Raw genomic sequence first — 20,603 nt, forward strand, 5'->3', positions numbered from 1 at the left:
TGAGCCTTTTTTGCATGCAGAAAACACTAAGGAGATGAACAGACAATGGCAAAACGTGAATAGGTAGTAGAGGCGGCAGTAGTAGAGGAAACGGCAGAAGAAACGGTTCGTTCGATTGCCCAGGCACAAGCAGACTATGAACAGCTTATGGATGAGATTCGGGGTTATTGGCAACAGGCAAGGGACTTGCGGGAGAAGGCGGTAGAGTTGGAACTATCGGGGCGCACAGATGCACAGGTAGGAGCAGAAATTCGGCATAGATCAAGCTGGACGGTTTGAAATGTTAGGGGATCAGAAAGACAGGCATGAAAAACAAGAAGCAATTCGTTACATTGAAGATTTACAGCGTGAAGCATATGCGCTGCGGGGAACTGTACAGCACAACCAAACTGTATTAACCCGCCAGCGTAAGGAACTGGAGGAAGCGAAGAAAGAAGCGGTGAGAAGAACGAGTGCAGGAAACGGAACAGCTTTTAGTCTATGAGATGGCGAGGCTGGCAGAATTGGAGGGGAACGGAGTTGAATAGAAAGCTACCTAGAGAACTTGAACCAATGGCAAAATACCTTAGGCGGAAATACGGCACAAGGGAGCCTCATTATCTGAATGGTTACGAAATAACCGGAGTAAAGGCAGAAGATGAGTTTGTCATTGAGATAGTGGACGAAGACGAAGTAATTGAAATAGTGGAGGATTAGTTATATGACACAATTAAGCCACGAAGCACTGGAAGCACGCCGCAAGCATGAACGGGAGTACAAAAGGAAGTGGCGGCAGAAGCCAGAGAACAAACAGAAGGTAAAGGGATATAGGCAGAAGTATTGGGAACGTAAAGCAAAGGAAGTAATGCAGTAATACGATCACCAACGAGAAGGGTGCAGAGACGTGTTGCGGATAACTTGTACCGTATATTCTAGCCCCCGAACACTGAAACACGATATAAACCAAACTTCATGGTTACAGGAGGGTATAACAAAGATGGACGAGATGACAGAGTACGAAAGGTTCTTATGGGAAGAACTACGCGCAGCAAATGACATGATGTTACTCAACGCGTACCTGCTAGATGACTATATAGATTACATCAATGCAGCAGGACTGCGTGAAGAGTTTGAAGCATTCAGGAAAGTAAAGGCACAGCAAGAAGCAGCTACGAGGAACTGAAATAATGTCGTTAGATGTCGAACAGTGATGAAACAAGACTTGAAAATATAGCATGAGGTTATGCACGGCTGGGAGTGGATTCATCCCCCTGGGGCAAAGGAAACGAACCCCATGATATATGGTTAGGCGGTGTAAGGATGGAGAAAAAGCTGTGTGGAGCTAAGACGAGAAGCGGCGAACCTTGTAAGAAAGCTGCTCTAACAAATGGGTTGCAGGTTTCCTGGAGGAAAATCCACTGGAGCGAAAAACCCTAACAAACTGAAAGGGAACAAAAATGCCTTGAAGCATGGACTGTAAACGATATGGCTAGATACATTGACTGAGGAAGAGCAGGAGCTGTTCGCTCAGGTATCAACTGACCCGACAACGCAAGTAGAGAATAGGTTCAAGTTATCAGAGAAACGCATACGACGCATGATGAACCGGATAAATCAAGAGCAACAGAAGAAAAAGCCGAACCCTACTATCATCCGAGCCATTGAGGAAGGCATTACGAGAATTGAAGTGAACTTGGTGAGCCTTGTAAGAGAGAGTAGCAGGTTGCTAGAAATAAACAAAAGTAAAAATGATGGGTCATTAGATCGGCTGAATGAAATACTTGAGCGCGCAAGGAAAGATCATGCAAGGAAGGAATACGAACGCTAACAGAGGGGGGGACAAACAGGTGATGAAGCTTGTTCGTTCCCTTTTTGTGATTGAAGCAGTAGGATGGCAAAATTCAAAATAAATTTGTTTTACCACGATCACGGTAAAAGAGCTGTAGGAAGGATAAAAGGAATTGTAATTTCCTTAATCTAGGTCGTATAGTGTTTACAAAAAAGGAGGACTGGACATGGGTAACGTGAAAATGAAGAGAGTGGTTGGATACGCCCGTATTTCTTCTGAGAGACGGGATTAAGCATTCACACATTGCGATACTATGAGCAAATTGGGTTAGTTGACGGTATAGAACGGAATGAAAATGGATATCGTCTGTTTTCAGAGCCCGATGTCGCATGGTTTCAAGTTTTAAGTTACTTTCGAGCGATGGGGATGCCGATTCGGGAGATGCAGCAGTTTATCGTCTTACATAATAGTGAGGTCTCAACAACAACAGCACGACAAGAATTTATGGAAGCTTATCGCCGGAAAGTTATCAATTAAATGAAGGAACTTGAAAAGACGCTGAAGAAAATCGATCTCAAAATCAATTTTTTCAAAAATCTAGAGGACCTAGATAAACTACAAGAGGACAGATAATAAAACAGTGACCATAACGTGTTAAGATCTCCGTTGAGCATTAACAAGGATCTCAAACCATAGAAATCAATGATAGTTACGAAGGGGTTGCCTTGTTTAATATACATATGTACAAAATACGAGTTTTGTGAAGAAGTATATAGAATCAATGTCACTAAACACTCTTTAAGTGTTAAATTTTTTTATCCGTTGAAGCGACCACTATTGCTTCAATTGCAACTGTTCAGTTGGTTATTCAACCATATTAAGCTTCAAATGTTTAGTTATACACTTACTTTATTTACTTAGGAATTCCATCATGAACATTTCTCTAATGCGATTGACAGGAAAAATTCAAATTTTCACTAGCCAATGACAATGCGGCCATAATTATATAGACAAGTAAGAATTTCCTTTATATTGAAGTCTACTTCCTCTTCTCTTTATAATTAATATTGTCGCACTCCCACCAAAGTCCCCTTCATTTATAACATAACAACATCGATAATTAAGTACTCAGCAAAGGACAAAAACTTCAAATTTAAGTAAAGACAGCGGCCCTAAACAGCACACTGTCCTTTTTTACTATCCTTGATCGTAGACGGACTAAAAAGCTATGCCAATTCCACCTTCACCCGCATAAGTCCCCATTACAGGCCCCATGCAGGATAGCAATACCTCTTTAAAGGGATACTTATCCAGAATAAGTTTCTTAATCTGAAGTGCTAGTTGCTCGCAGTTACTATGCACAATAGCAACTATGGCTTTTTCGTAATCATGCTCCTTGTCCTCTAGCTTCGCCAATAGATGGTTAATTGCCTTGGAGGTCCCTCGAGTTTTCTCTACAACCTCAACAGTACCTTCGGCACTGATCTTTAACAGCAGTTTGATGTTTAATACAGAAGCTACTGCACCTGGCAGCCGTTTTAGCCGTCCTCCCTTAATTACATTCTCCAACGTAGTGAGTGTGAAGTAGGCGTTTACAGATTTGATTTTATTCAGAACCATTTGTTTGAGCTCCTTCAGACTTGAGCAGGTAAGTGACCATTTCGCCGCCATGTAAACAATAAGAGCCAAACCGCCAGAGAAATTTCTGGAATCGATAATTTCAATTGCATTTTGATGACCTTCTTCTTCATACATTTCCTTAGCTAATATTGCAGTATGATAGGTGCTGCTTATATTGCTTGACATACAGATGACCAGAATATCTGTACCTGCTTCCACTTCGAGAAATTTGTTCAGAAATACCTGCGGGCTGGGGCTGGCTGTCTTTGGCAGATCTTTGGATTCCCGCATCTTTGAATAAAAATTCTGCGTATCCATACCTTCTGGCATCACTTCGTGTCCAAAATGAACTGGTAGAGGCACTATATCAACATCGAACTTCTCAACAACATCAAGAGGCAAGTCAGAACCACTATCCGTAATAATTTTTATAGGCATTAGAACACCTCCATAAATTGTACCTACAAGACGTTTCTATCTCTTATCAGATTAATCAGGAAACTTCTCATTTAAACCTCTTCCTCCGTATGTTCGGTTTATCGATATATCAGATATGAATAATTCCGCGTTCCATGGCTGTTGCGACGGCTTGGGATCTTGACTCCACTCCAAGTTTAGTATAGATGCTTGTTAAATGTGCTTTGACTGTCCGTTCAGTGACCCCCATATCAAATGCGATCTCTTTGCTTTTATATCCGCGCGCCACAAACTGCAGGATAATCTTCTCTTTGTCTGTTAAAACGGAGAACTCCGCTTCTTTAGGTTTTGATAACTTATTGCGCTCTTTGGCCGCTAATACTTTGGGAAGCATATCTGCCTGTAATAGCGTTTCTCCCAATACTGCCGATTCGATAGTGCGGAACAGATGGGTACGACTGGTATCTTTCAACAGATATCCTTTAGCACCAAGTGCAAGAGCATTGACCATTAAATCATCTTCATTATAAGTCGTTAATATGATGACAGGAATGTCACATTGATTATTACTTAATACTTCCATAACTTCCATTCCGCTCATTACTGGCATATTCAGATCCAACAGAATCACATCAGGCTTCATTTCATCAATGAGATCCAGCCCTACCTTCCCATTTTCTGCTTCACCAATGATAACAAAGCGTTTGTTGGTCTCGATAATGAGTTTCAAGCCATCACGAACAAGTTGATGATCATCAACAATTAATACCTTTATAACACTCATAGTTTATCTCCTTCATCAATTGGGGCCTCTAGTGTAATCCGTGTGCCGTTGGATAAGCTAAAGATTTGAACCTGCCCTCCTATCAACCTTGCACGTTCATAAATACCCAGTATGCCATAATGGCCAGTTTTTGTACCAATTAACGCCGTATCAAAGCCTATTCCATTGTCCTTAATTTCAATACGCACGCGGCCGTTTTGTTCAGTAACTGTAATCCATACTTTGTCAGCTTTAGCGTGCTTGGCCACATTAGTCAGGCATTCACTAACGATTTGCAGAGTATGCTCCATCAGCATTCTAGACAAACGGCTAGACATTTGGATTGTAGGATAAACGTTAATTCCCGTTGCTAGGAAAAAACGCTGAATCTCATCAGTAAGTGACTCAAAAAAATCCACATCGGAGGCAGATTTCGACCGAAGATTATCAATTGCCCGCCGAGCTTCAGAGAGCGTCCTTCTCGCTTGACTCATGGACTGCTGGATAATTTCCTGTGACCTTTGGATATTACCTTGTGAGATGAATTCATCTGCCGCCTCAAGCTGCATAATAAAACCCGCTACCCCCTGAGCCAGCGTATCATGGAGATCGCGAGCTATACGCTGCCGTTCATTTGCCAGGGTTAGCTCCTCCACCTTGCGGTGCGCATCTTCCAGATCTTTCAGAAAAGCTTGTGTACGCAAGCGGGCATGAACTTGTTGAAAGAAAAGCAAGGCGTACGCTATAACTACAATTAACATTAATATGAATAAGGGGATCAGCAGTAGCAAATCAGGCATTTTCCCCAAATAGATCTGAGCATAGGAAAACATAAACACACAGTAGAGAAACACAAGCATGATTTTTGTTTTTTGATAATAAAGCCCTAAACTTTGTCCGATTAATATAGGCAACAATCCAATCAGAACAGCGGGAGAACCTTCAGGCAGAAGCAATGCGCAGGTCAGGATCAGCAATCCTTGAATCAGGAAATACAACCATGACCTAGCACGAGTTAAGCGATATGAATTCCAGTGTATCAGGATATGAAGTAAATAGATAATTGTGAAGAAAACACTGGGTAAGAAAAGCAGTTCTTTAACATTCTGTAGAATCATCGTCGCTATATATACCATTTGCAACCATAGCAGAATAGGAAGCCGTGAGACAAGCATTTCTTCAACACTTTCAAGCTGGTCTATTCTATTTTTATAGAATGTGCTAAATTTATTCATTATTACACAACCTTCCTCAAACTTGTCCATGGCAAAATGGTATGACAACCATTTTTGAGGCTATTTTACAATCCTGTCTAAGCTGTCTCAGGAACATAACACAATTGAAACAAGATCAACGGAATGAGCAGCAGCCGCAATCGGTGCCAAGGAAAGTTCGCAGCCCATTCAATCTCTCATTAGATTACCGATGTGACTTCAACAATATCAATATTTACTTTTGTCACAACCAGCCCTGTCAATCTTTCTACTTCCTGTTTCACATTCATCTGGAGTATTTTCATCAGAAGATGGAGTGGGGTGCCCAGAAGTACAACCGTATGCAAGTCAATCAAGAGTCCAGATTCTTCGATACGTATTCCAACAGCCTTATAGAACTTTTTTTTGTCGGTTCGTTTATTCCTCCCATCTACGAGTGCCGTCACTTCACGAATCGTTTGGATGACCGAACTAGCAATTTTCGCAATCGCCCGATGTGATATATTAATACTGCCCTTTACATTTTCATGCATTGTTTTCATTTAACACCCTCCTGTTTTTAGGACTTCGTTCGAAAAGGTCTTTAATAACCCTATCCTTGTTGAAGAAGTGACATATAGATCCCCTTGACCTCAATGTTTGTATACTTTTTCATTATAACGTTCTGAAGGCATAAAAAAATCGTACGTAAGGGTATGTACCTTATGTACGAAAGGGAAGTGAGTATGCCTTTGTCATCGTCTAGAAAAAAAACACACAAGAAACCGGGTCTACCCAGCCTGCGTGTTCTTTTTTACTGTTTCCGGCTTCTGTCCGAAGGCGTCAAACAGGACTTCCATCTTAGAATCGCATCACTATATTCAGAGCTGCTGTTCCGGAGACAATTGCAAGTGGTCCAGTTTGTCCTTCCTACCGCTTGGGTGTTTCATCTCCGTCATTACGGCATCCCCTTCAATATCCAGGTTCGGAAGTATTCGGTCCAGCCACTTCGGCAGATACCAAGCCGATTTCCCCATCAGTGTCATGGCCGCAGGAACAATCAACATTCTGACCACAAAGGCATCGAACAGAATGCCGAACGCAAGCGCAAAACCCATCGATTTGATGATCGGATCTTCAGCTAGCATAAAACCCGTAAAAACAGAGATCATAATGAGGCCCGCTGCAGTTACCACACTACCGCTGTGCCCCATTCCGGCAAGCACCGCCTGTTTCGCATCTCCGGTGTGCTTGAATTCCTCGCGCATCCGGCTTACAAGGAATACCTCATAGTCCATTGCAAGACCGAACAGGATACCCACAACGATAATCGGCAGAAAGTTCAACACCGTCCCCGTTCCATAGAAGCCAAACAGGCTGCCCATATGCCCATCCTGAATAACAAACACCGAAAATCCGAGCGTTGCCGCAAGGGACAGCATAAAGCCAAGCACGGCTTTAAGCGGTACAAGTAGGGAGCGGAACACCATCATCAGGAGAACAAAAGCCAATCCGACAATAACCAGACAAAATTTAGGGAGCGCCTCGTTCAGCTTTTGGGAAATATCTATATTGACTGCGGCAGTTCCCGTGACCATCAGTTCTACATGATTCTTTTTCAAAATCTCTGGTGCCTGATCCCTGATCGAATGTACAAGCTCTGAGGTTTTAATGTCATGAGGCCCGGTCGCAGGGGTAATATTGATCAACGCCAGTTTTCCAGATGGTCCTGGAATGGCCGGAGACAAACTTCCTACATTAGGCAATGCCCCGATCTCTTTCACTACATTGGATACATTCTCTAGAAATTTTCCTTCACCGTCAGCCCGTGCCAGAACCACAAGCGGACTATGGAAACCAGGGCCATATCCTTCAGACAGCAGATCGTAGGCACGGCGTTCTGTCTTTTGAGTTGGCTTTTGGCCATCATCGGGCAAGCCAAGCTCTATGTGAAGAAACGGCAGGGCTATCGTGCTCAGTAGAATCACGCCTGCGATGGTTATTATCATAGGCTTACGGGTCACGAAGCGACCCCAACGGTTGCTCTCATGGTTCGCTCTCTTGCGCGGCTTCAGCCATCTGTTGCCGCTGCTCGCGGTGATACGCTCTCCTAAAGCCGCCAACACCGCCGGTATCATGATGATAGAGGTTAGCATGGAGACAAATACAACAAATGCTCCAGACAACCCCATTGCAGTGAGAAATGGGATTTGAGCCACGGCAAGACCAGCGAGACCGATAATAACTGTTGCGGCCGCAAAAACAACCGAACTCCCTGCTGTTGCGTTAGCGATGGCAATCGATTCAGACCGCTCATACCCTTCCGCCAGCTGCTGACGGAATCTGGAGATGATAAAGAGCGCATAGTCTATTCCAACTGCCAGTCCCAGCATGGCTGCAAGCGAAAGTGCTACAGATTGAATATCTACCATATTGGAGCCTATCATCATTCCCAGCAGTCCGATCCCCAGCCCCACTACGGCAGTGACAATCGGCAGGACACCCAACAGAAACGAACTGAACGTAATGGCTAACACCACAAAGGCGATAACAACACCAATGACTTCCGATGGCCCCATAATCTTCATTTGTACGAATGCTTCGCCGGACAATTCAGCCTGCCAACCTGAGAGGCGCATAGATTCAGCCACAGCCGTTATATGTTCTCTGGATTTATCATTCACCTCACTTGCTGGTGTTTTATATGTTACGTCTATATACGCTATGGTCTTGTCTGCACTCAGCGACTGGTTCTCATAAGGACCCACAACGGACTTCACTTGTGTGTCTTCCGCAATCTCTTTCAAAGATTTCTGAATGAAGGCCTGAGAAGCTTCCGAGGACAATGTCTCCTGTTCCGGAGCCTTGATGACCATACGGGTCTGTCCTCCTTCTCCTCCTTGCGGATTCGCGAATTCCTTGTTCAGCAGTTCAATCGCTTTTTGGGATTTAAGCCCCGGCATTGACATGTCTCCACTGAATGCCGGTCCCATTGCTAATACCAGCACTGCCAATACCAACAATATCCCTACCCCTCCGATAATTACCTTCTTTGCATTTCTCGCCGACCAGTGTGCTAGCCGATACAAGTACTTGGCCATTCCATTTCCTCCCGCTATCCGAATTTTCTCTCTATACTTGAATTTATTTTACGATTTGGGCAGAAAAAAAACATTGTCCAAAAGGGAAGATAGTCCATGTACTTTTGGGAAATAACATATAAAAAAACATACGGAAGAGTATCTCTCCTCCGGTATGTCCGGAACTTATGACTTAATAATTGAAAATATCGGAAACAAAATTGTAAGTGGCAGTGGACTTATTAGTGACTAAGTAAGTCAAGTAAGTGAAAAAGGAGCCGTTGTCGTGAGACAACAGCTCCTTTTTCATAAATTCCCTAATCTAAATCCTCTCTAAAAAGATTCCACATTCAAGAATGAGTTGATTCGTATTAAGTTCCCAGCCTTTGCGATTCTTGAATCTACTGAATCAACAGTTATTTAATATCGTAGATTTTATATAGTTCATCTAACATCAGATTTGCTGCTATGACTCCGCCAGCTGTGTTCCAGATGGCATCATCTACACGAATAGCTTTGTTATTTTTTACCACATTAAGGCTTTTCCAGAGCGGATCATTCAGCATTTCTTTCTCCATTTCATTTCCTTTGCCGTCCCCAGTATCATATGTAAAGTAAAATAGCATGTCTGCATCTACTTCGGGAAGCCGTTCTTTTGTAATTTCCTCCACAAAGGTATCGGAATATTTCTGGTTGTCCGGACGTGTGATGCCTAATTTGGAGAAGGCTACGCCTGTAAAGGTGTCATCCAGGTAGATACGCGTCTTGCCAGCCATGAAACGAACAACTGAAACCTTCTGTTTCAGTTTATCTCCCGCTTTAGCCTTGAAATCTGCAGTTCGTGCATCGTACTCCGCAATAATCTTGTCTCCCTCCGCTGTTTTGCCCACAGCTTCAGCGTACAGTTTAAAGTTAGACTGCCATTCTCCACGGAGTGTTTCAGAGAATACGGTTGGAGCAATAGCTTTCAACTGATCATAAATTTTCTCCTGCCGCAGCTTATTGCCAATAATCAGATCTGGTTTGAGACTTGCAATCAGTTCAATATTAGGCTGACTTTCATCCCCTACCACAGTAACGCCTTCCATTTGATCCTTAATATGAGGATACCAAGGGTCACCAGTCCAGGATTTCACGGCGCCTACGGGCTTGATCCCCAATGCCAGAAGAGCTTCCGTCCCTTCGTTCGTTAGGACAACTACGCGCTGTGGGGTTCCCGAAATCTTGGTATCATCACCCATAGCATGCTTAACTATACGCACCTCTCCCTGAGCTTGTGAGCTATCCTTCGAGCTGACATTCTCCTTAGATGCTGAATTCCCGGTTTGCCCGCAACCTGTAATCAATACTGCAAAGACAAGCAGCAAGGTTGTCGCTGTCCCGATGATTTTACGTTTAAAAATGGCTGTCACGTGTTCTCCTCCTAGTAAATGAAAATGATTCTCAATTCGATACAAGCGAAACTATACCAAGTAAATTGTAAAGTGTCAATATAATTGAAAATGATTATCATATTCATTGACAAGGAAATACTCCATATTTAAAATATCTACTTAGTGATAATTTATTGAAACTTAAAAGGAAAGGGAAGCTATGGATATTCTATTATCTACACGAAATCAGAAAATTTTTGCCCTTTTGATCGCTACGCTGCTTCTCGCTGCAGGCATGGTCTGTAGTATTGCATTTGGAGTGACGAACATCAGCTGGCAAACCATCCTCAGCGCGCTGAACCATTTTGATGGAAGTCAAGAACAGCTTATTATCAAGACAGCGCGTATCCCTCGAGCTTTAATTGCTGCCATTGTAGGCGCGAGTCTAGCTGTTGCTGGCGCCCTTATGCAGGGCCTGACCCGCAACCCACTAGCTTCTCCCAGTATTCTTGGCATTAATTCCGGCGCCGCCTTTTTTATTGTAGTAGGTTCTGCTTATTTTAGTGCTGGGAGTCTATCCACATTCGCTGGATTAGCTTTCTTAGGCGCCGCATGCACAGCTATTTTAGTATACATACTAGGTTCAATCGGTACAGACGGTTTAACACCCATTAAAATAACTTTAGCCGGGGCCGCCTTGACTTCTTTTTTCTCTTCCCTTTCTCTCGGCATATTATTGACCGGTGGGCAGACCTTTGATCAGGTGCTGTACTGGTTCGTCGGCTCCGTCTCGGGACGGGATCTTGGCATTTTCAATGCTGCCTTCCCTTATATGACCCTAGCACTGATGGGAGCTGTGGTACTAGCCAGACATATGAACGTACTGGCTTTAGGTGAAGACATTGCTTCAGGCTTGGGACAAAAAACAATATATATCAAACTGGCCGTCGGCCTCGTCATTATCTTGCTTGCAGGAGGTTCGGTTTCGATGGCTGGCCCCATCGCCTTCATAGGGATTATTATTCCGCATGTGGCACGCTTTCTTGTGGGAACCGACTATCGGTGGGTGATTCCCTACTGCGCTATACTGGGAGCCGATCTTCTTTTGGCAGCTGATATTGGTTCACGTTATATCGCTTTTCCCAAAGAGGTGCCTGTCGGTATCATGACCGCCATATTAGGAGTTCCCTTCTTTGTATACATTGCACGAAAAGGAGGCCGCCGTTAGATGAACCATTGGTATTCCTTTAGGGGCCGCAAATACTCATTTCAGATTAGTAGAAGGACCCTTTGGGTCATCACACTATTAGCCATTGTTAATGTTATTGTAGCTATCCTATGTGTCGGTCTTGGCAGCCAGTACATTCGTCCGGACAATGTGGTCCGTTCTATGCTGGGTATCGGTGATTCGGTGGATTCTATGATCATTTTCTCGCTGCGCATGCCTCGTATCCTGATCGCTATTTTGGTAGGTGCTGCCCTTGCTGTATCCGGAGCCATTCTTCAGGGAGTTGTGCGTAATCCGCTCACTTCTCCTGATATGATTGGTATAACCGGTGGTGCTTCTCTCGGTACCGTTGTATTCATTATCTATTTCTCTGAAGTGAGTATTCGTTATATGCCTCTTAGTTCCATTGCTGGGGCATTTGGTGCAGCTCTGCTCATCTATATTCTCGCTTACCGAGGAGGCGTTACGCCACTTCGGCTTGTACTGATCGGCATAGGCATGGCTACTGCCCTGACGGCAGTAACTTACATGCTGATTCTAACAGCCTCATTCACACCGACAGCAGTTGCGGTTAAGGCATTTACTTTTATGACTGGAAGCATATACGGGGTATCGTGGGATCGGGATGTAACGACATTGCTTCCTTGGATCCTAGTCCTACTTCCTGTGGCGCTGTTCTATGCAAGACATTTGAATGTACAAGAGCTTGGCGATGACATCGCTGAAAGTGTCGGTAGTTCTGTTATGCGCAAGCGGACTATTCTATTAATGATGAGTGTTGCACTTGCCGGGGCAGCTGTTTCCATTGGAGGGGCCATTAATTTCATTGGTCTTATGGCTCCTCACATTGCCCGGAAATTAGTAGGCCCTGCTTTTGGGGGAGTCATTCCAGTGTCTGCACTTATCGGTTCACTAATTCTGCTGCTCTCTGATTTAGTGGCCAGAACTACCTTCCTACCCCTTGATATCCCGGCTGGCGTATTCACGGCAGCCATCGGAGCTCCATTCTTCATCTATCTGCTCTACCAGAGCCGCAAAGCGGCTTGATCGCATTATTATTTTGCAAACAAAGGAAGTGGGTCGTGTGTCTGTAATTGAGGTAAAGAACCTAGGGCTCGCCTATGGGCAGAAGCAGATTTTCTCGAATTTGGACTTAACCATCCCATCCGGTCAAATTACCGTATTAATAGGCAGCAATGGCTGCGGAAAATCCACGCTGCTTCGTTCCCTAGCCCGGCTTCTAAAGCCACAAAAGGGAAGTATTATCCTGGATGGTGAAGAAATATTTAAACTCCCGAGCAAAGAACTCGCTAGAAAGCTTGCCATCCTTCCGCAAGGTCCGATAGCGCCAGAAGGACTTACCGTTCATCAGCTTGTCAAGCAAGGTCGATATCCTTATCAGAGCTGGCTTCAGCAGTGGACGAAGAAAGATGAACTTATGGTTAATAAAGCACTTGAAGTCACCCGAATGAACGAATTCTCGCATCGGTCTCTGGACTCTTTATCAGGTGGACAGCGGCAGCGGGCTTGGATTGCGATGACATTAGCTCAGGATACCCCTTTCATCCTCTTGGATGAACCGACCACTTATTTGGATATGACCCATCAAGTTGAAATTCTCGATTTGCTTTTTGAGTTGAACGAAGTGGAAAAGCGAACCATTGTCATGGTTCTGCATGATATTAATCTGGCCTGCCGCTATGCCCATCATATTATTGCCGTCAAAGAAGGTGCTATCTATGGTAGCGGTGCACCTGAAGACATTGTAAATGAACAGCTGATTCGCGATGTATTCCGGATGGAGTGCAAGGTTGCTGCTGACCCCCTCTTCGGCACGCCTTTGTGTGTTCCCTTCGGCAAAGGACGTAAGCTTTCACAAAAGTTGAATGTATAACTGTTCTACGGTACCATCAGGAAAAAGCGAATTTACAACGCCGAGACTTTAGATCAAACCGGAGGGGAAGTTAAAATGGCTATTACTTATTGGACAGGGCAAGACCTAATATTAAGAGCAAGTCAACCTGACGATATTGTTATATTTGAATCATTAGATGATGAAATTCTGCGCAACATGGACTCGCTTCATTTTCCTCGTTCATCTGAAAAAATGAGAGAATGGGTAGAAGAACAATTGGAAGAAGATGAATTCCGTTTTATTGCAGTTGATAGAGATAATAATATTGTGGGTATAATTGAAACCTTTGATTGTGATCGGAAAAACGGTACCTTCGATTATTATTTGGCTGTATTTGAACCATACAGAGGCAAAGGGTATGCTAAATCCATGATTTTGATGGTTCTTCGTTTCTTCTTCTTGGAGCTTGCCTATCAAAAAGTAAATACGACTGTCTATTCTTTCAATACTCCCTCCATGCGATTACATGAAAAATTAGGTTTTATGAAAGAAGGGCAACTAAGAAATATCATTTTCACTAAAGGGCTGTATTATGATGGTATTTGCTATGGAATGACAAGAGAAGAATTTAAACTGAATCATGAAAAATAAAAAATTATTACATAAAGGTATCTTTTCATCCTGGATTTTCTTAAGCGTTATAAATTCATATTTTCCATACGGTACCCTCTATAATGCTATAAACGTAAAATGCACCCCGCTGTAGTTAGTGAACTACCGCGGGGTGCATTTTTGTTTCAAACGACCGGCTTATATGCATTGGTTTGTCAATAGCAGATCGCTATTAAACCAGCTTTACCAAGCTGTATTTCTTCTTGCCCTTCCGAATGATGATGAATTGTCCTCCGATGGCATCATCAGGAGTGACTTCAGCATCCAGTCCGCTCACACGTTCTCCGTTCATAGAGATCGCCCCACTGTTAATGTCCTCGCGTGCTTGGCGTTTGGACGGCTCAATGCCGAGATCCACCAGCCAATCTACAATGTTCTTGCTTTCTTTCCCCGCAGTATAGGTTGGCATCTCTTTGAAGCCTTCCTCGATTTCCTCTGCAGATAGAGAGCGAATGTCACCGCTGAATAGTGCAGCCGTAATGCGCTTAGCCTGCTCAAGCCGCTCTTCGCCATGCACGAATTTCGTCATTTCCTCGGCAAGAGCCTTCTGAGCTTCACGTTTGTGCGGTTCAGTCTCCACCTTGTGAGCCAGCTCTTCAATCTGCTCACGATCCAGGAAGGTGAAGTATTTCAAATATTTCACCACATCACGGTCATCGGTGTTCGCCCAGAATTGGTAGAATTCATACGGCGTCGTCTTCTTCGGATCCAGCCAAATGGCTCCGCCGGCAGATTTGCCGAACTTGGTGCCATCAGACTTCAGCATAAGCGGTATGGTCAGGCCGAAGGCTTTGGCCTCATTGCCTTCCTTTTTACGGATTAAATCCAGTCCGCTCGTGATATTCCCCCACTGGTCTGATCCACCGATCTGCAGCTGCACGTCTTCATGCTGGTACAGATGCAGGTAATCGATAGATTGAAGAATTTGATAGGAGAATTCAGTAAAAGATATGCCGCTATCCAGTCGGCTGGATACAACATCTTTGGCCAGCATCGTGTTGATGCTGAAGTTCTTGCCGTAATCACGCAGGAATTCAATGACATTGATTTGATGTGTCCAGTCATAGTTATTCACCATGCGGACCTGGTTATCTCCGTCTGTAACAAAAAGTTTCTTCATCTGTGCCGTCAAGGCTGCCACATTCTCCTGCACCTGCTCAAGAGTCTGCAGCGAACGCTCAGTCTGCCGGCCACTTGGGTCCCCAATGGTTCCTGTTGCTCCCCCAATCAAGATGACAGGACGGTGTCCTGCCAGCTGGAATCGCTTCAGCATAATAAACGGAATCAAGTGTCCGACATGCATGCTGTCCCCCGTTGGGTCAACCCCGCAATATAGGGAAATCGACTTGGTACTTGTCAGTTCCCGCAGGCCCTCTGCATCGGTTTGTTGGTTAATGGCATCGCGCCATTCCAGTTCATCAATAATGTTCAATTTAGGCAACTCCTTCTAAGTCATCTATTGGTTTATAAAAATAAAAAATCGTCCCCAGTCTTATTAAGACAAAAGGGACGATTATGGTTAACCGTGTTACCACCCAAATTGCATGATCAGCCCTCAAGACTTATCATGCCACTTTCTGCGAGGTATCGTTCGCTTGCATCCGCTTGGCATTACCCAAGTAGCTCCAGAGTGTAATTCACAGCATTTGTGTGTATCAGGTTCCATCAACCCCTGACTTTCTATAACAGGGACAAAGCCGCTACTGTCTCCTTCATTGCATATCACCTATAAGATTACAGATAGTATAGCCCAGCGCTAAAATCATTGTCAACCGCTTGAAGCTAATCTAATAATGAGTGAAGAAGCGTTCAGATATCTACAAATCAATCGGCTTAATAAACAGAGGTGTAGTCGCCTTAAGAGATCAGCTGGCCTGCAGGTGTTGCTGGAGTGGAACCATATGATGACGGTCATGCCAAATAAAGTCTTGCAGGTACTGCGGAATATTGAATTCATTACCATCGGCATCCGTATATTTTCGCGCGATGACCTCTTCTGGCATGACGCTGATTTCATGAATGATCTTCATCCGGATATCGATCGCCTGCTGGATCAATTCATCGGTAGAAACGTTTGCTGCATAATCCACAGCTTCCTTATTAAAGTCATCATATTTCAAATGCTGAAGCGTCAAGCCTTCCCCAGCAGCTATTTTTGCAATGGCTGTATCGTAAAAGTATTTGTCCCATCTCATCATGTGGGCGACAATGTCCTTGATAGACCATTTTCCCGGCTCCAGACTTGAGGCCCATTGTGCTTCATTTAACCCTTTCAAATCCTCGCAAAATAGAGCCCATTGTTCAAACGTAGTCAGCAGTGATGTTAATTCATTAGTCATCTTATCACTCTCTCCTTTAACGTTAATCCTCACGTGAAGATACTAGCGCTAAACAGTTGCTGCCCTGAGTCTGTCGCATAACTGCTTCTTACGATTACCAAGACTTCTCAAGCAGCTTCTCAAATTTACCTGCACTCATAATTTCATGCGTCACGAATTTACCGTTATAGAACAGACTGAACGTTGTCCATATGGCAGGAGATTGCTGGGCCTCTTCCCTTGTGGTGATGCGCTGCGTCTGAAAAGGAACTCCCTTGGCCTCTGCCACTTGACGCAAATCCTCTAGCACACCTATAGCGAATGGGCACTGAGCAGTATAGTAGATGAAAATGCCCTGATCTGAGCTTGCCCTTCCATGAACCGATGCTTTAAAAGAGGGGTTCGGCGCTTGCTCATTCCATTTGAGAACCAAAAGTTCGAAATAAGGACCGGCTTGATCCACTACCGTGAAGCCCATGTGCTCAAGATAGCGCTTGTCACTCAGATAAGGCATCTTCTTCTTACTGGACAAATGGACGATACCGTCCATACCCGCCTTCTTCGCATCCTGAATACATTGATCCAGCAGGTTTCTACTGTGCCCGCTACCTTTATGCCGTCCTGAAACCCAAAGGCAGTCAATGTACATGTAATTCGGAGCGTCGATGGGTACCCATGCTCTCTCAGCAGGCAAGTACTCGATAAATACCTTGGCCCTGTCATCAAGCCGATAGAATTTGAGCCCTTCCTCCATTCGATCGCTTAGCCATTGCTTCTTCTCGCGTACCGCGTCTTCGTACTGCTTGGCCCCCAGTGCGCAGCATATATGTTCTCTATCGATATTCTCCTTCGTAATTTGCAAATAAGTCATGATTGTATGCCTCTCCTTCGACTTAAGTTCAACATAAATAAAACTTCAATTACTAATTGAATTCTAAAGCTGCTCAATGTTCTATGTAAATTTGACGTACTTCAACTCAAAATCTCTGTTATTACTTTATCATGTTCAGCGCCATTTAAAAACCAATCTTTGGGACTACAACTATTTTTTTGTTTTACAAGTAGAGTAAAAAAAACGCAAAAAAGGAACCGTATTTTTGTACGGTTCCTCCCTCTGGGTCAGGCTAAATTCAGGTGCGTTTTGTCTCATCCAACCCGTTGGTTTCTTCCGTAGGCTGAGTGGTATAACGAGTTTGAGTTGGCAGAGGATACGTGCGCTTTGCATTATGAATGCGCGTGTCCTCATAGATCGTATTCGGATCTCCGTCTGTTTCATCTGGTCTTTGATCATAGGGCACTTGATATATCCCCTCCTTTTTATGCTTAGTTTATCCTGTATTCAGGCTTTCCATGCAAATCCTATTTATTGTGCCTTACGCCAGAATTGCCGCGATTTCTCATCACGTATAATGTAGCCCAGCTTCGCCAGTTCCCGCCGTAAGTCGCGGATATCCTCCGCCTCGTCCTTCTTCAGTGCGGACTCGCGTGCCTTCAAGAGAGCGTTAGCAGCCGCAGGCAAATCTGGAGTTTCCGGCACCCAACGGCAGAATTCTTCCTTATAGGGATCACCGGAATCCAGCCAAGGGTAACCATGCCTCTTGAAGGCTTCTGCAACTTTATTGGCAGACTCATCGCTTTGCTCTCTCGCAAGCTCGAACCCATTTCTCCCCAAGATAACGAGATGCTTTTTATCCAAAAATACGCTCCCCATCTCTTCTCTTAGGATGTCCTGTGTATAGTCCCCAATCACCAGTCTAACACTGGCATCCGATAGGATAATTCGAAGGGTCTCTTTAGCTACAATATAAGCTAGAATAACTCCAATAATTAACCCCACCGCACCGAGGATAAAGGGCAGCCATGGTCCATCAAACTTACGGATAAGCTTCAGCGGACCTTCAAACGGAAACCAGGGGAGATTTAAGAGCCACTTGGCTAGACTAGGAATAAAATAACCGATTACAGCACCAACGACTCCCAGTCCGCCATACATCATAATCAATGCAGATTTAGTAAAACCTACAATGGTGGCGGATGAGTCAGGGTATGTTTTCGGTGCAGACATATCATATCACCTTCGCTTTGAATATTATGAATTTTTAACATTGCATGGCTCTATTCACGATGTGAATGAGCTGTGTCGCATAAACTTCTAAACTGACCTTCTTAGTGATTCCTGTATGGAGCATATATTCTCCAATCGCTCCTTGAATAAAGCTGGCCAGCACATCAATATGAAATGAGCCGAATTCCCCCTTCTTCTGTCCTTCACTTAAGATGCTCCTAAGCAAAGCCATCTGCTCATCTTCCGAATCGTCTTGCAATTTATAATAAGGAACATGATCGGAAGTCCTGACATGAAACACAATCTCCACCAGGGCTGTGCTGCGTTCAGGATATGTATGTTGGTAGGTGAGACTAGCTCTAATGAATGCATCCAATTGAGCTTGGGAGTTTTGTTCTCTGCTGACACTGTCCTTAATGTAAGCCGTGGACATTTCAATCAGCCGTGTGAGCAACTGGTCCATCAGATCATGTTTGTCAGAAAAATGATATGAGATCAGAGCTGTACTAATACCGGCTCGCTTAGCTATTTGTGACAGACTGGTCTTTACATATCCAATCTCATCCAGGGTTTTTATCGCTGCTTCAATAATTTGTTCCCGTCTTGCACCTGCAATGAATGATGGCTTTGCCTTGTCGTTCAAATCAGAACACTCCTTATAGTTAAAAGCACGTTCAATAATTTGATTGCTCATTCAATAAAATCGTAGCATGGATGATTATGGCAGTCAATAACGCAAAAAAAACGGACTTGCATGATGCAAGCCCGTTTGCCCAGTAGTAATTTAAAACTCATCAATCACAGAGATTATATTTTTTAACACTTCGATAGATTTAATGGGTTCTCCATCAAGCTCTAAATTGTGATTTCCACCGTCGATCATTTTTAATTTCATATTTTGATTGCTTTTCAATTTCTCATAACGGTCCACAATGTAACAACGATCCTTATCTCCAATTATACAGAGTCCTTTATTGCTATTGTTAACCATTGCGTTAAATACATCATTTCTTTGAAGCAATGGAGTCAACCATACTACTTTTGCTTCCTTCAACCTTGTGTGATTAAGCAGATAGCCCAAAGTTATCGTCCCTATTGATTTTGCCACTACATAATAATTACAGTATTTCTTGTTCTTGATTGCATTGTCGATAGTAAATTCTACATCTTTTGCGAAATCGTCTTCACTTAGAACAGATACCTCTTGCTTGCTAAGGGTGTAGTTCATGTGAAGGACATCAAAACCTTTAGTGTAAAATAACTTTGTTGTAAAGTGTAACAAGGGAGCTTGTGTTGTGTAACCAGCCCCTGGTAAGACAATAACTAAATGATTACTTTCTTCTTGTTGTTCTATCAATTTAAAAGAAATCCTATTAGAACCAGTATTAGTCACCGCATACTCACTCCCTAAGTTTCTATAGTTATTGTCTAGATTCAATACGGAAATACAATTTCCCTTCATGACTTTGTTATTCAATTATAGTTCCTATCTTCTAGCACCGGGGAAAATCCCGCTACTAACCTAGTTTTACTGAATGGTATCACCAGGACATATATCATAAACCGTTAAATCTTCAATATCAGAAAGCAGAGCAGAAAGTTCGCTTGGTCGACCGGTTAAAAAATCAAATCCGCCAAAATGTGTCGGGATTACATGTTTTATATTTAGAAGGCGGACTGCCTTGGCCGCCTCTCGAGGGGACATCGTAAAGACATCGCCAATTGGCAATAATGCCAGCTCTGGATCGTATAATTCCGCAATTAGAGCCATATCGCCAAATACGTTGGTGTCCCCAGCGTGATAGACCGTGTATCCATTTTCGAATTTGATTACGTACCCCATCGGCTCCCCACCATAGATAATCTGATCATCATCAACGAAAGCCGAAGAATGGTCTGCATGTACAGCAGTAATTGCAATGTCTCCTAATTTTCGAGTTCCGCCCTTATTTATCGCAACAACATTTTTGACACCTTTTTTCTGGAGAATAAATGCCAATTCCCAGCCTGCCAATACTATGGCACCTGTCGTTTGCGCAAGCCAAACAGCATCTTCTGCATGATCTCGATGTGCATGTGTGAGTAAAATGTAATCAACTTTTTGAATGTTTTTAATCGTCTCGGGGCAGGAAGGATTGTTTTTAATCCATGGATCAATAAGTATTTCTTTATTTCCGGGTGTTTTTATATAAAATCCGCCAAAACCAAGCCAAGTAAAAGAAATATTCCGGTTTAACATGTGGATGTTCCC

At 43.6% G+C, this 20,603-nt stretch carries 24 protein-coding genes, 1 pseudogene and 1 other annotated feature; of the genes and pseudogenes, 11 read left to right on the top strand and 14 right to left on the bottom strand.

Annotation, left to right across the window (positions count from 1 at the left end):
- The first annotated feature begins 147 nt into the window (after positions 1-147).
- The 7 genes and pseudogenes from DCC85_RS23590 to DCC85_RS11320 all read left to right on the top strand — a co-directional run.
- The gene (locus DCC85_RS23590; protein WP_267896062.1) at positions 148-279 is read left to right on the top strand and encodes a hypothetical protein; all 132 of its coding nucleotides are present in this window, start codon (positions 148-150) and stop codon (positions 277-279) included.
- A 1-nt stretch (position 280) separates the two neighbouring features.
- A complete protein-coding gene (locus DCC85_RS23405) occupies positions 281-484 on the top strand; it encodes a hypothetical protein (protein ID WP_234414143.1) in 204 nt (67 codons plus the stop codon).
- Between the two features lie 35 nt (positions 485-519).
- Entirely contained in the window at positions 520-696 is a 177-nt protein-coding gene (locus tag DCC85_RS22965; RefSeq protein WP_159081853.1) for a hypothetical protein, read from the top strand.
- A 4-nt stretch (positions 697-700) separates the two neighbouring features.
- Positions 701-853, top strand: a complete 153-nt coding sequence (locus DCC85_RS23165; protein WP_199909912.1) for a hypothetical protein — start codon at positions 701-703, stop codon at positions 851-853.
- 123 nt (positions 854-976) lie between these two features.
- The gene (locus DCC85_RS11310; protein WP_108465680.1) at positions 977-1,162 is read left to right on the top strand and encodes a hypothetical protein; all 186 of its coding nucleotides are present in this window, start codon (positions 977-979) and stop codon (positions 1,160-1,162) included.
- A gap of 315 nt (positions 1,163-1,477) precedes the next feature.
- Entirely contained in the window at positions 1,478-1,807 is a 330-nt protein-coding gene (locus DCC85_RS11315) for a hypothetical protein (protein ID WP_108465681.1), read from the top strand.
- A gap of 252 nt (positions 1,808-2,059) precedes the next feature.
- Positions 2,060-2,305: pseudogene (locus tag DCC85_RS11320) on the top strand (MerR family transcriptional regulator); the annotation flags it as partial.
- A gap of 681 nt (positions 2,306-2,986) precedes the next feature.
- Here the strand turns inward: DCC85_RS11320 and DCC85_RS11325 are convergent.
- The 6 genes from DCC85_RS11325 to DCC85_RS11350 form a co-directional block, all read right to left on the bottom strand.
- Positions 2,987-3,826 (bottom strand): DegV family protein, encoded by an 840-nt coding sequence (locus tag DCC85_RS11325; protein ID WP_108465682.1) that lies wholly within the window; start codon positions 3,824-3,826, stop codon positions 2,987-2,989.
- Positions 3,827-3,935: 109 nt separating this feature from the next.
- Entirely contained in the window at positions 3,936-4,589 is a 654-nt protein-coding gene (locus DCC85_RS11330) for a response regulator (RefSeq protein ID WP_108465683.1), read from the bottom strand.
- Positions 4,586-5,803 (bottom strand): sensor histidine kinase, encoded by a 1,218-nt coding sequence (locus DCC85_RS11335; RefSeq protein WP_108465684.1) that lies wholly within the window; start codon positions 5,801-5,803, stop codon positions 4,586-4,588. The genes DCC85_RS11330 and DCC85_RS11335 overlap by 4 nt, the downstream gene beginning before the upstream one ends.
- Positions 5,804-5,982: 179 nt before the next feature.
- On the bottom strand, positions 5,983-6,324 hold the full coding sequence (locus tag DCC85_RS11340) for an Asp23/Gls24 family envelope stress response protein (protein WP_108465685.1): 342 nt from the start codon (positions 6,322-6,324) through the stop codon (positions 5,983-5,985).
- Between the two features lie 318 nt (positions 6,325-6,642).
- On the bottom strand, positions 6,643-8,862 hold the full coding sequence (locus DCC85_RS11345) for an MMPL family transporter (protein WP_108465686.1): 2,220 nt from the start codon (positions 8,860-8,862) through the stop codon (positions 6,643-6,645).
- A gap of 395 nt (positions 8,863-9,257) precedes the next feature.
- On the bottom strand, positions 9,258-10,253 hold the full coding sequence (locus tag DCC85_RS11350; RefSeq protein ID WP_442789487.1) for an ABC transporter substrate-binding protein: 996 nt from the start codon (positions 10,251-10,253) through the stop codon (positions 9,258-9,260).
- Positions 10,254-10,434: 181 nt separating this feature from the next.
- Here DCC85_RS11350 and DCC85_RS11355 point away from each other — a divergent pair, with 181 nt between their 5' ends.
- From DCC85_RS11355 to DCC85_RS11370, 4 genes are all read left to right on the top strand, one after another.
- On the top strand, positions 10,435-11,442 hold the full coding sequence (locus DCC85_RS11355; RefSeq protein WP_108465687.1) for a FecCD family ABC transporter permease: 1,008 nt from the start codon (positions 10,435-10,437) through the stop codon (positions 11,440-11,442).
- The gene (locus tag DCC85_RS11360) at positions 11,443-12,489 is read left to right on the top strand and encodes a FecCD family ABC transporter permease (protein WP_108465688.1); all 1,047 of its coding nucleotides are present in this window, start codon (positions 11,443-11,445) and stop codon (positions 12,487-12,489) included.
- A gap of 37 nt (positions 12,490-12,526) precedes the next feature.
- Positions 12,527-13,336: an ABC transporter ATP-binding protein gene (locus DCC85_RS11365; protein ID WP_108465689.1), complete on the top strand. Its 810-nt coding sequence runs from the start codon at positions 12,527-12,529 to the stop codon at positions 13,334-13,336.
- A gap of 75 nt (positions 13,337-13,411) precedes the next feature.
- Positions 13,412-13,948 (top strand): GNAT family N-acetyltransferase, encoded by a 537-nt coding sequence (locus tag DCC85_RS11370; RefSeq protein WP_108465690.1) that lies wholly within the window; start codon positions 13,412-13,414, stop codon positions 13,946-13,948.
- Positions 13,949-14,141: 193 nt separating this feature from the next.
- Here DCC85_RS11370 and tyrS read toward each other — a convergent pair whose 3' ends face one another.
- The 8 genes from tyrS to DCC85_RS11405 form a co-directional block, all read right to left on the bottom strand.
- Entirely contained in the window at positions 14,142-15,401 is a 1,260-nt protein-coding gene (gene tyrS, locus DCC85_RS11375; protein WP_108465691.1) for a tyrosine--tRNA ligase, read from the bottom strand.
- A gap of 70 nt (positions 15,402-15,471) precedes the next feature.
- Positions 15,472-15,694, bottom strand: a binding site (T-box leader).
- Positions 15,695-15,834: 140 nt separating this feature from the next.
- Complete coding sequence (locus tag DCC85_RS11380; protein WP_108465692.1) at positions 15,835-16,308, bottom strand: DinB family protein; 474 nt, start codon at positions 16,306-16,308, stop codon at positions 15,835-15,837.
- 94 nt (positions 16,309-16,402) lie between these two features.
- Positions 16,403-17,158, bottom strand: coding sequence for an N-acetyltransferase (locus DCC85_RS11385; RefSeq protein ID WP_108465693.1), 756 nt, complete (start codon positions 17,156-17,158; stop codon positions 16,403-16,405).
- Positions 17,159-17,417: 259 nt separating this feature from the next.
- Positions 17,418-17,585: a hypothetical protein gene (locus DCC85_RS22970; protein WP_159081855.1), complete on the bottom strand. Its 168-nt coding sequence runs from the start codon at positions 17,583-17,585 to the stop codon at positions 17,418-17,420.
- A 65-nt stretch (positions 17,586-17,650) separates the two neighbouring features.
- Positions 17,651-18,352, bottom strand: coding sequence for a YqeB family protein (locus DCC85_RS11390; RefSeq protein ID WP_108465694.1), 702 nt, complete (start codon positions 18,350-18,352; stop codon positions 17,651-17,653).
- Between the two features lie 34 nt (positions 18,353-18,386).
- On the bottom strand, positions 18,387-18,995 hold the full coding sequence (locus DCC85_RS11395) for a TetR/AcrR family transcriptional regulator (protein ID WP_234414145.1): 609 nt from the start codon (positions 18,993-18,995) through the stop codon (positions 18,387-18,389).
- Positions 18,996-19,136: 141 nt separating this feature from the next.
- Positions 19,137-19,745 carry an alpha/beta hydrolase gene (locus DCC85_RS11400; protein ID WP_108467828.1) on the bottom strand — a complete coding sequence of 203 codons (609 nt, stop codon included), beginning with the start codon at positions 19,743-19,745 and terminating at the stop codon, positions 19,137-19,139.
- Between the two features lie 135 nt (positions 19,746-19,880).
- Positions 19,881-20,591, bottom strand: a complete 711-nt coding sequence (locus tag DCC85_RS11405; protein WP_108465696.1) for a metal-dependent hydrolase — start codon at positions 20,589-20,591, stop codon at positions 19,881-19,883.
- Positions 20,592-20,603 lie beyond the last annotated feature (12 nt).

The sequence above is a fragment of the Paenibacillus sp. CAA11 genome (assembly GCF_003060825.1).
In the GTDB taxonomy this organism is placed as follows: domain Bacteria; phylum Bacillota; class Bacilli; order Paenibacillales; family Paenibacillaceae; genus Fontibacillus.

What these genes read in the sequence shown, in the direction of transcription:
- DCC85_RS23590 (WP_267896062.1), top strand. Translation starts at nt 148, where the DNA reads ATGGATGAGATTCGGGGTTATTGGCAACAGGCAAGGGACTTGCGGGAG.
- DCC85_RS23405 (WP_234414143.1), top strand. Translation starts at nt 281, where the DNA reads ATGTTAGGGGATCAGAAAGACAGGCATGAAAAACAAGAAGCAATTCGT.
- DCC85_RS23165 (WP_199909912.1), top strand. Translation starts at nt 701, where the DNA reads ATGACACAATTAAGCCACGAAGCACTGGAAGCACGCCGCAAGCATGAA.
- DCC85_RS11310 (WP_108465680.1), top strand. Translation starts at nt 977, where the DNA reads ATGGACGAGATGACAGAGTACGAAAGGTTCTTATGGGAAGAACTACGC.
- DCC85_RS11325 (WP_108465682.1), bottom strand. Translation starts at nt 3,826, where the DNA reads ATGCCTATAAAAATTATTACGGATAGTGGTTCTGACTTGCCTCTTGAT.
- DCC85_RS11330 (WP_108465683.1), bottom strand. Translation starts at nt 4,589, where the DNA reads ATGAGTGTTATAAAGGTATTAATTGTTGATGATCATCAACTTGTTCGT.
- DCC85_RS11335 (WP_108465684.1), bottom strand. Translation starts at nt 5,803, where the DNA reads ATGAATAAATTTAGCACATTCTATAAAAATAGAATAGACCAGCTTGAA.
- DCC85_RS11340 (WP_108465685.1), bottom strand. Translation starts at nt 6,324, where the DNA reads ATGAAAACAATGCATGAAAATGTAAAGGGCAGTATTAATATATCACAT.
- DCC85_RS11345 (WP_108465686.1), bottom strand. Translation starts at nt 8,862, where the DNA reads ATGGCCAAGTACTTGTATCGGCTAGCACACTGGTCGGCGAGAAATGCA.
- DCC85_RS11355 (WP_108465687.1), top strand. Translation starts at nt 10,435, where the DNA reads ATGGATATTCTATTATCTACACGAAATCAGAAAATTTTTGCCCTTTTG.
- DCC85_RS11360 (WP_108465688.1), top strand. Translation starts at nt 11,443, where the DNA reads ATGAACCATTGGTATTCCTTTAGGGGCCGCAAATACTCATTTCAGATT.
- DCC85_RS11370 (WP_108465690.1), top strand. Translation starts at nt 13,412, where the DNA reads ATGGCTATTACTTATTGGACAGGGCAAGACCTAATATTAAGAGCAAGT.
- DCC85_RS11380 (WP_108465692.1), bottom strand. Translation starts at nt 16,308, where the DNA reads ATGACTAATGAATTAACATCACTGCTGACTACGTTTGAACAATGGGCT.
- DCC85_RS11385 (WP_108465693.1), bottom strand. Translation starts at nt 17,158, where the DNA reads ATGACTTATTTGCAAATTACGAAGGAGAATATCGATAGAGAACATATA.
- DCC85_RS11390 (WP_108465694.1), bottom strand. Translation starts at nt 18,352, where the DNA reads ATGTCTGCACCGAAAACATACCCTGACTCATCCGCCACCATTGTAGGT.
- DCC85_RS11405 (WP_108465696.1), bottom strand. Translation starts at nt 20,591, where the DNA reads ATGTTAAACCGGAATATTTCTTTTACTTGGCTTGGTTTTGGCGGATTT.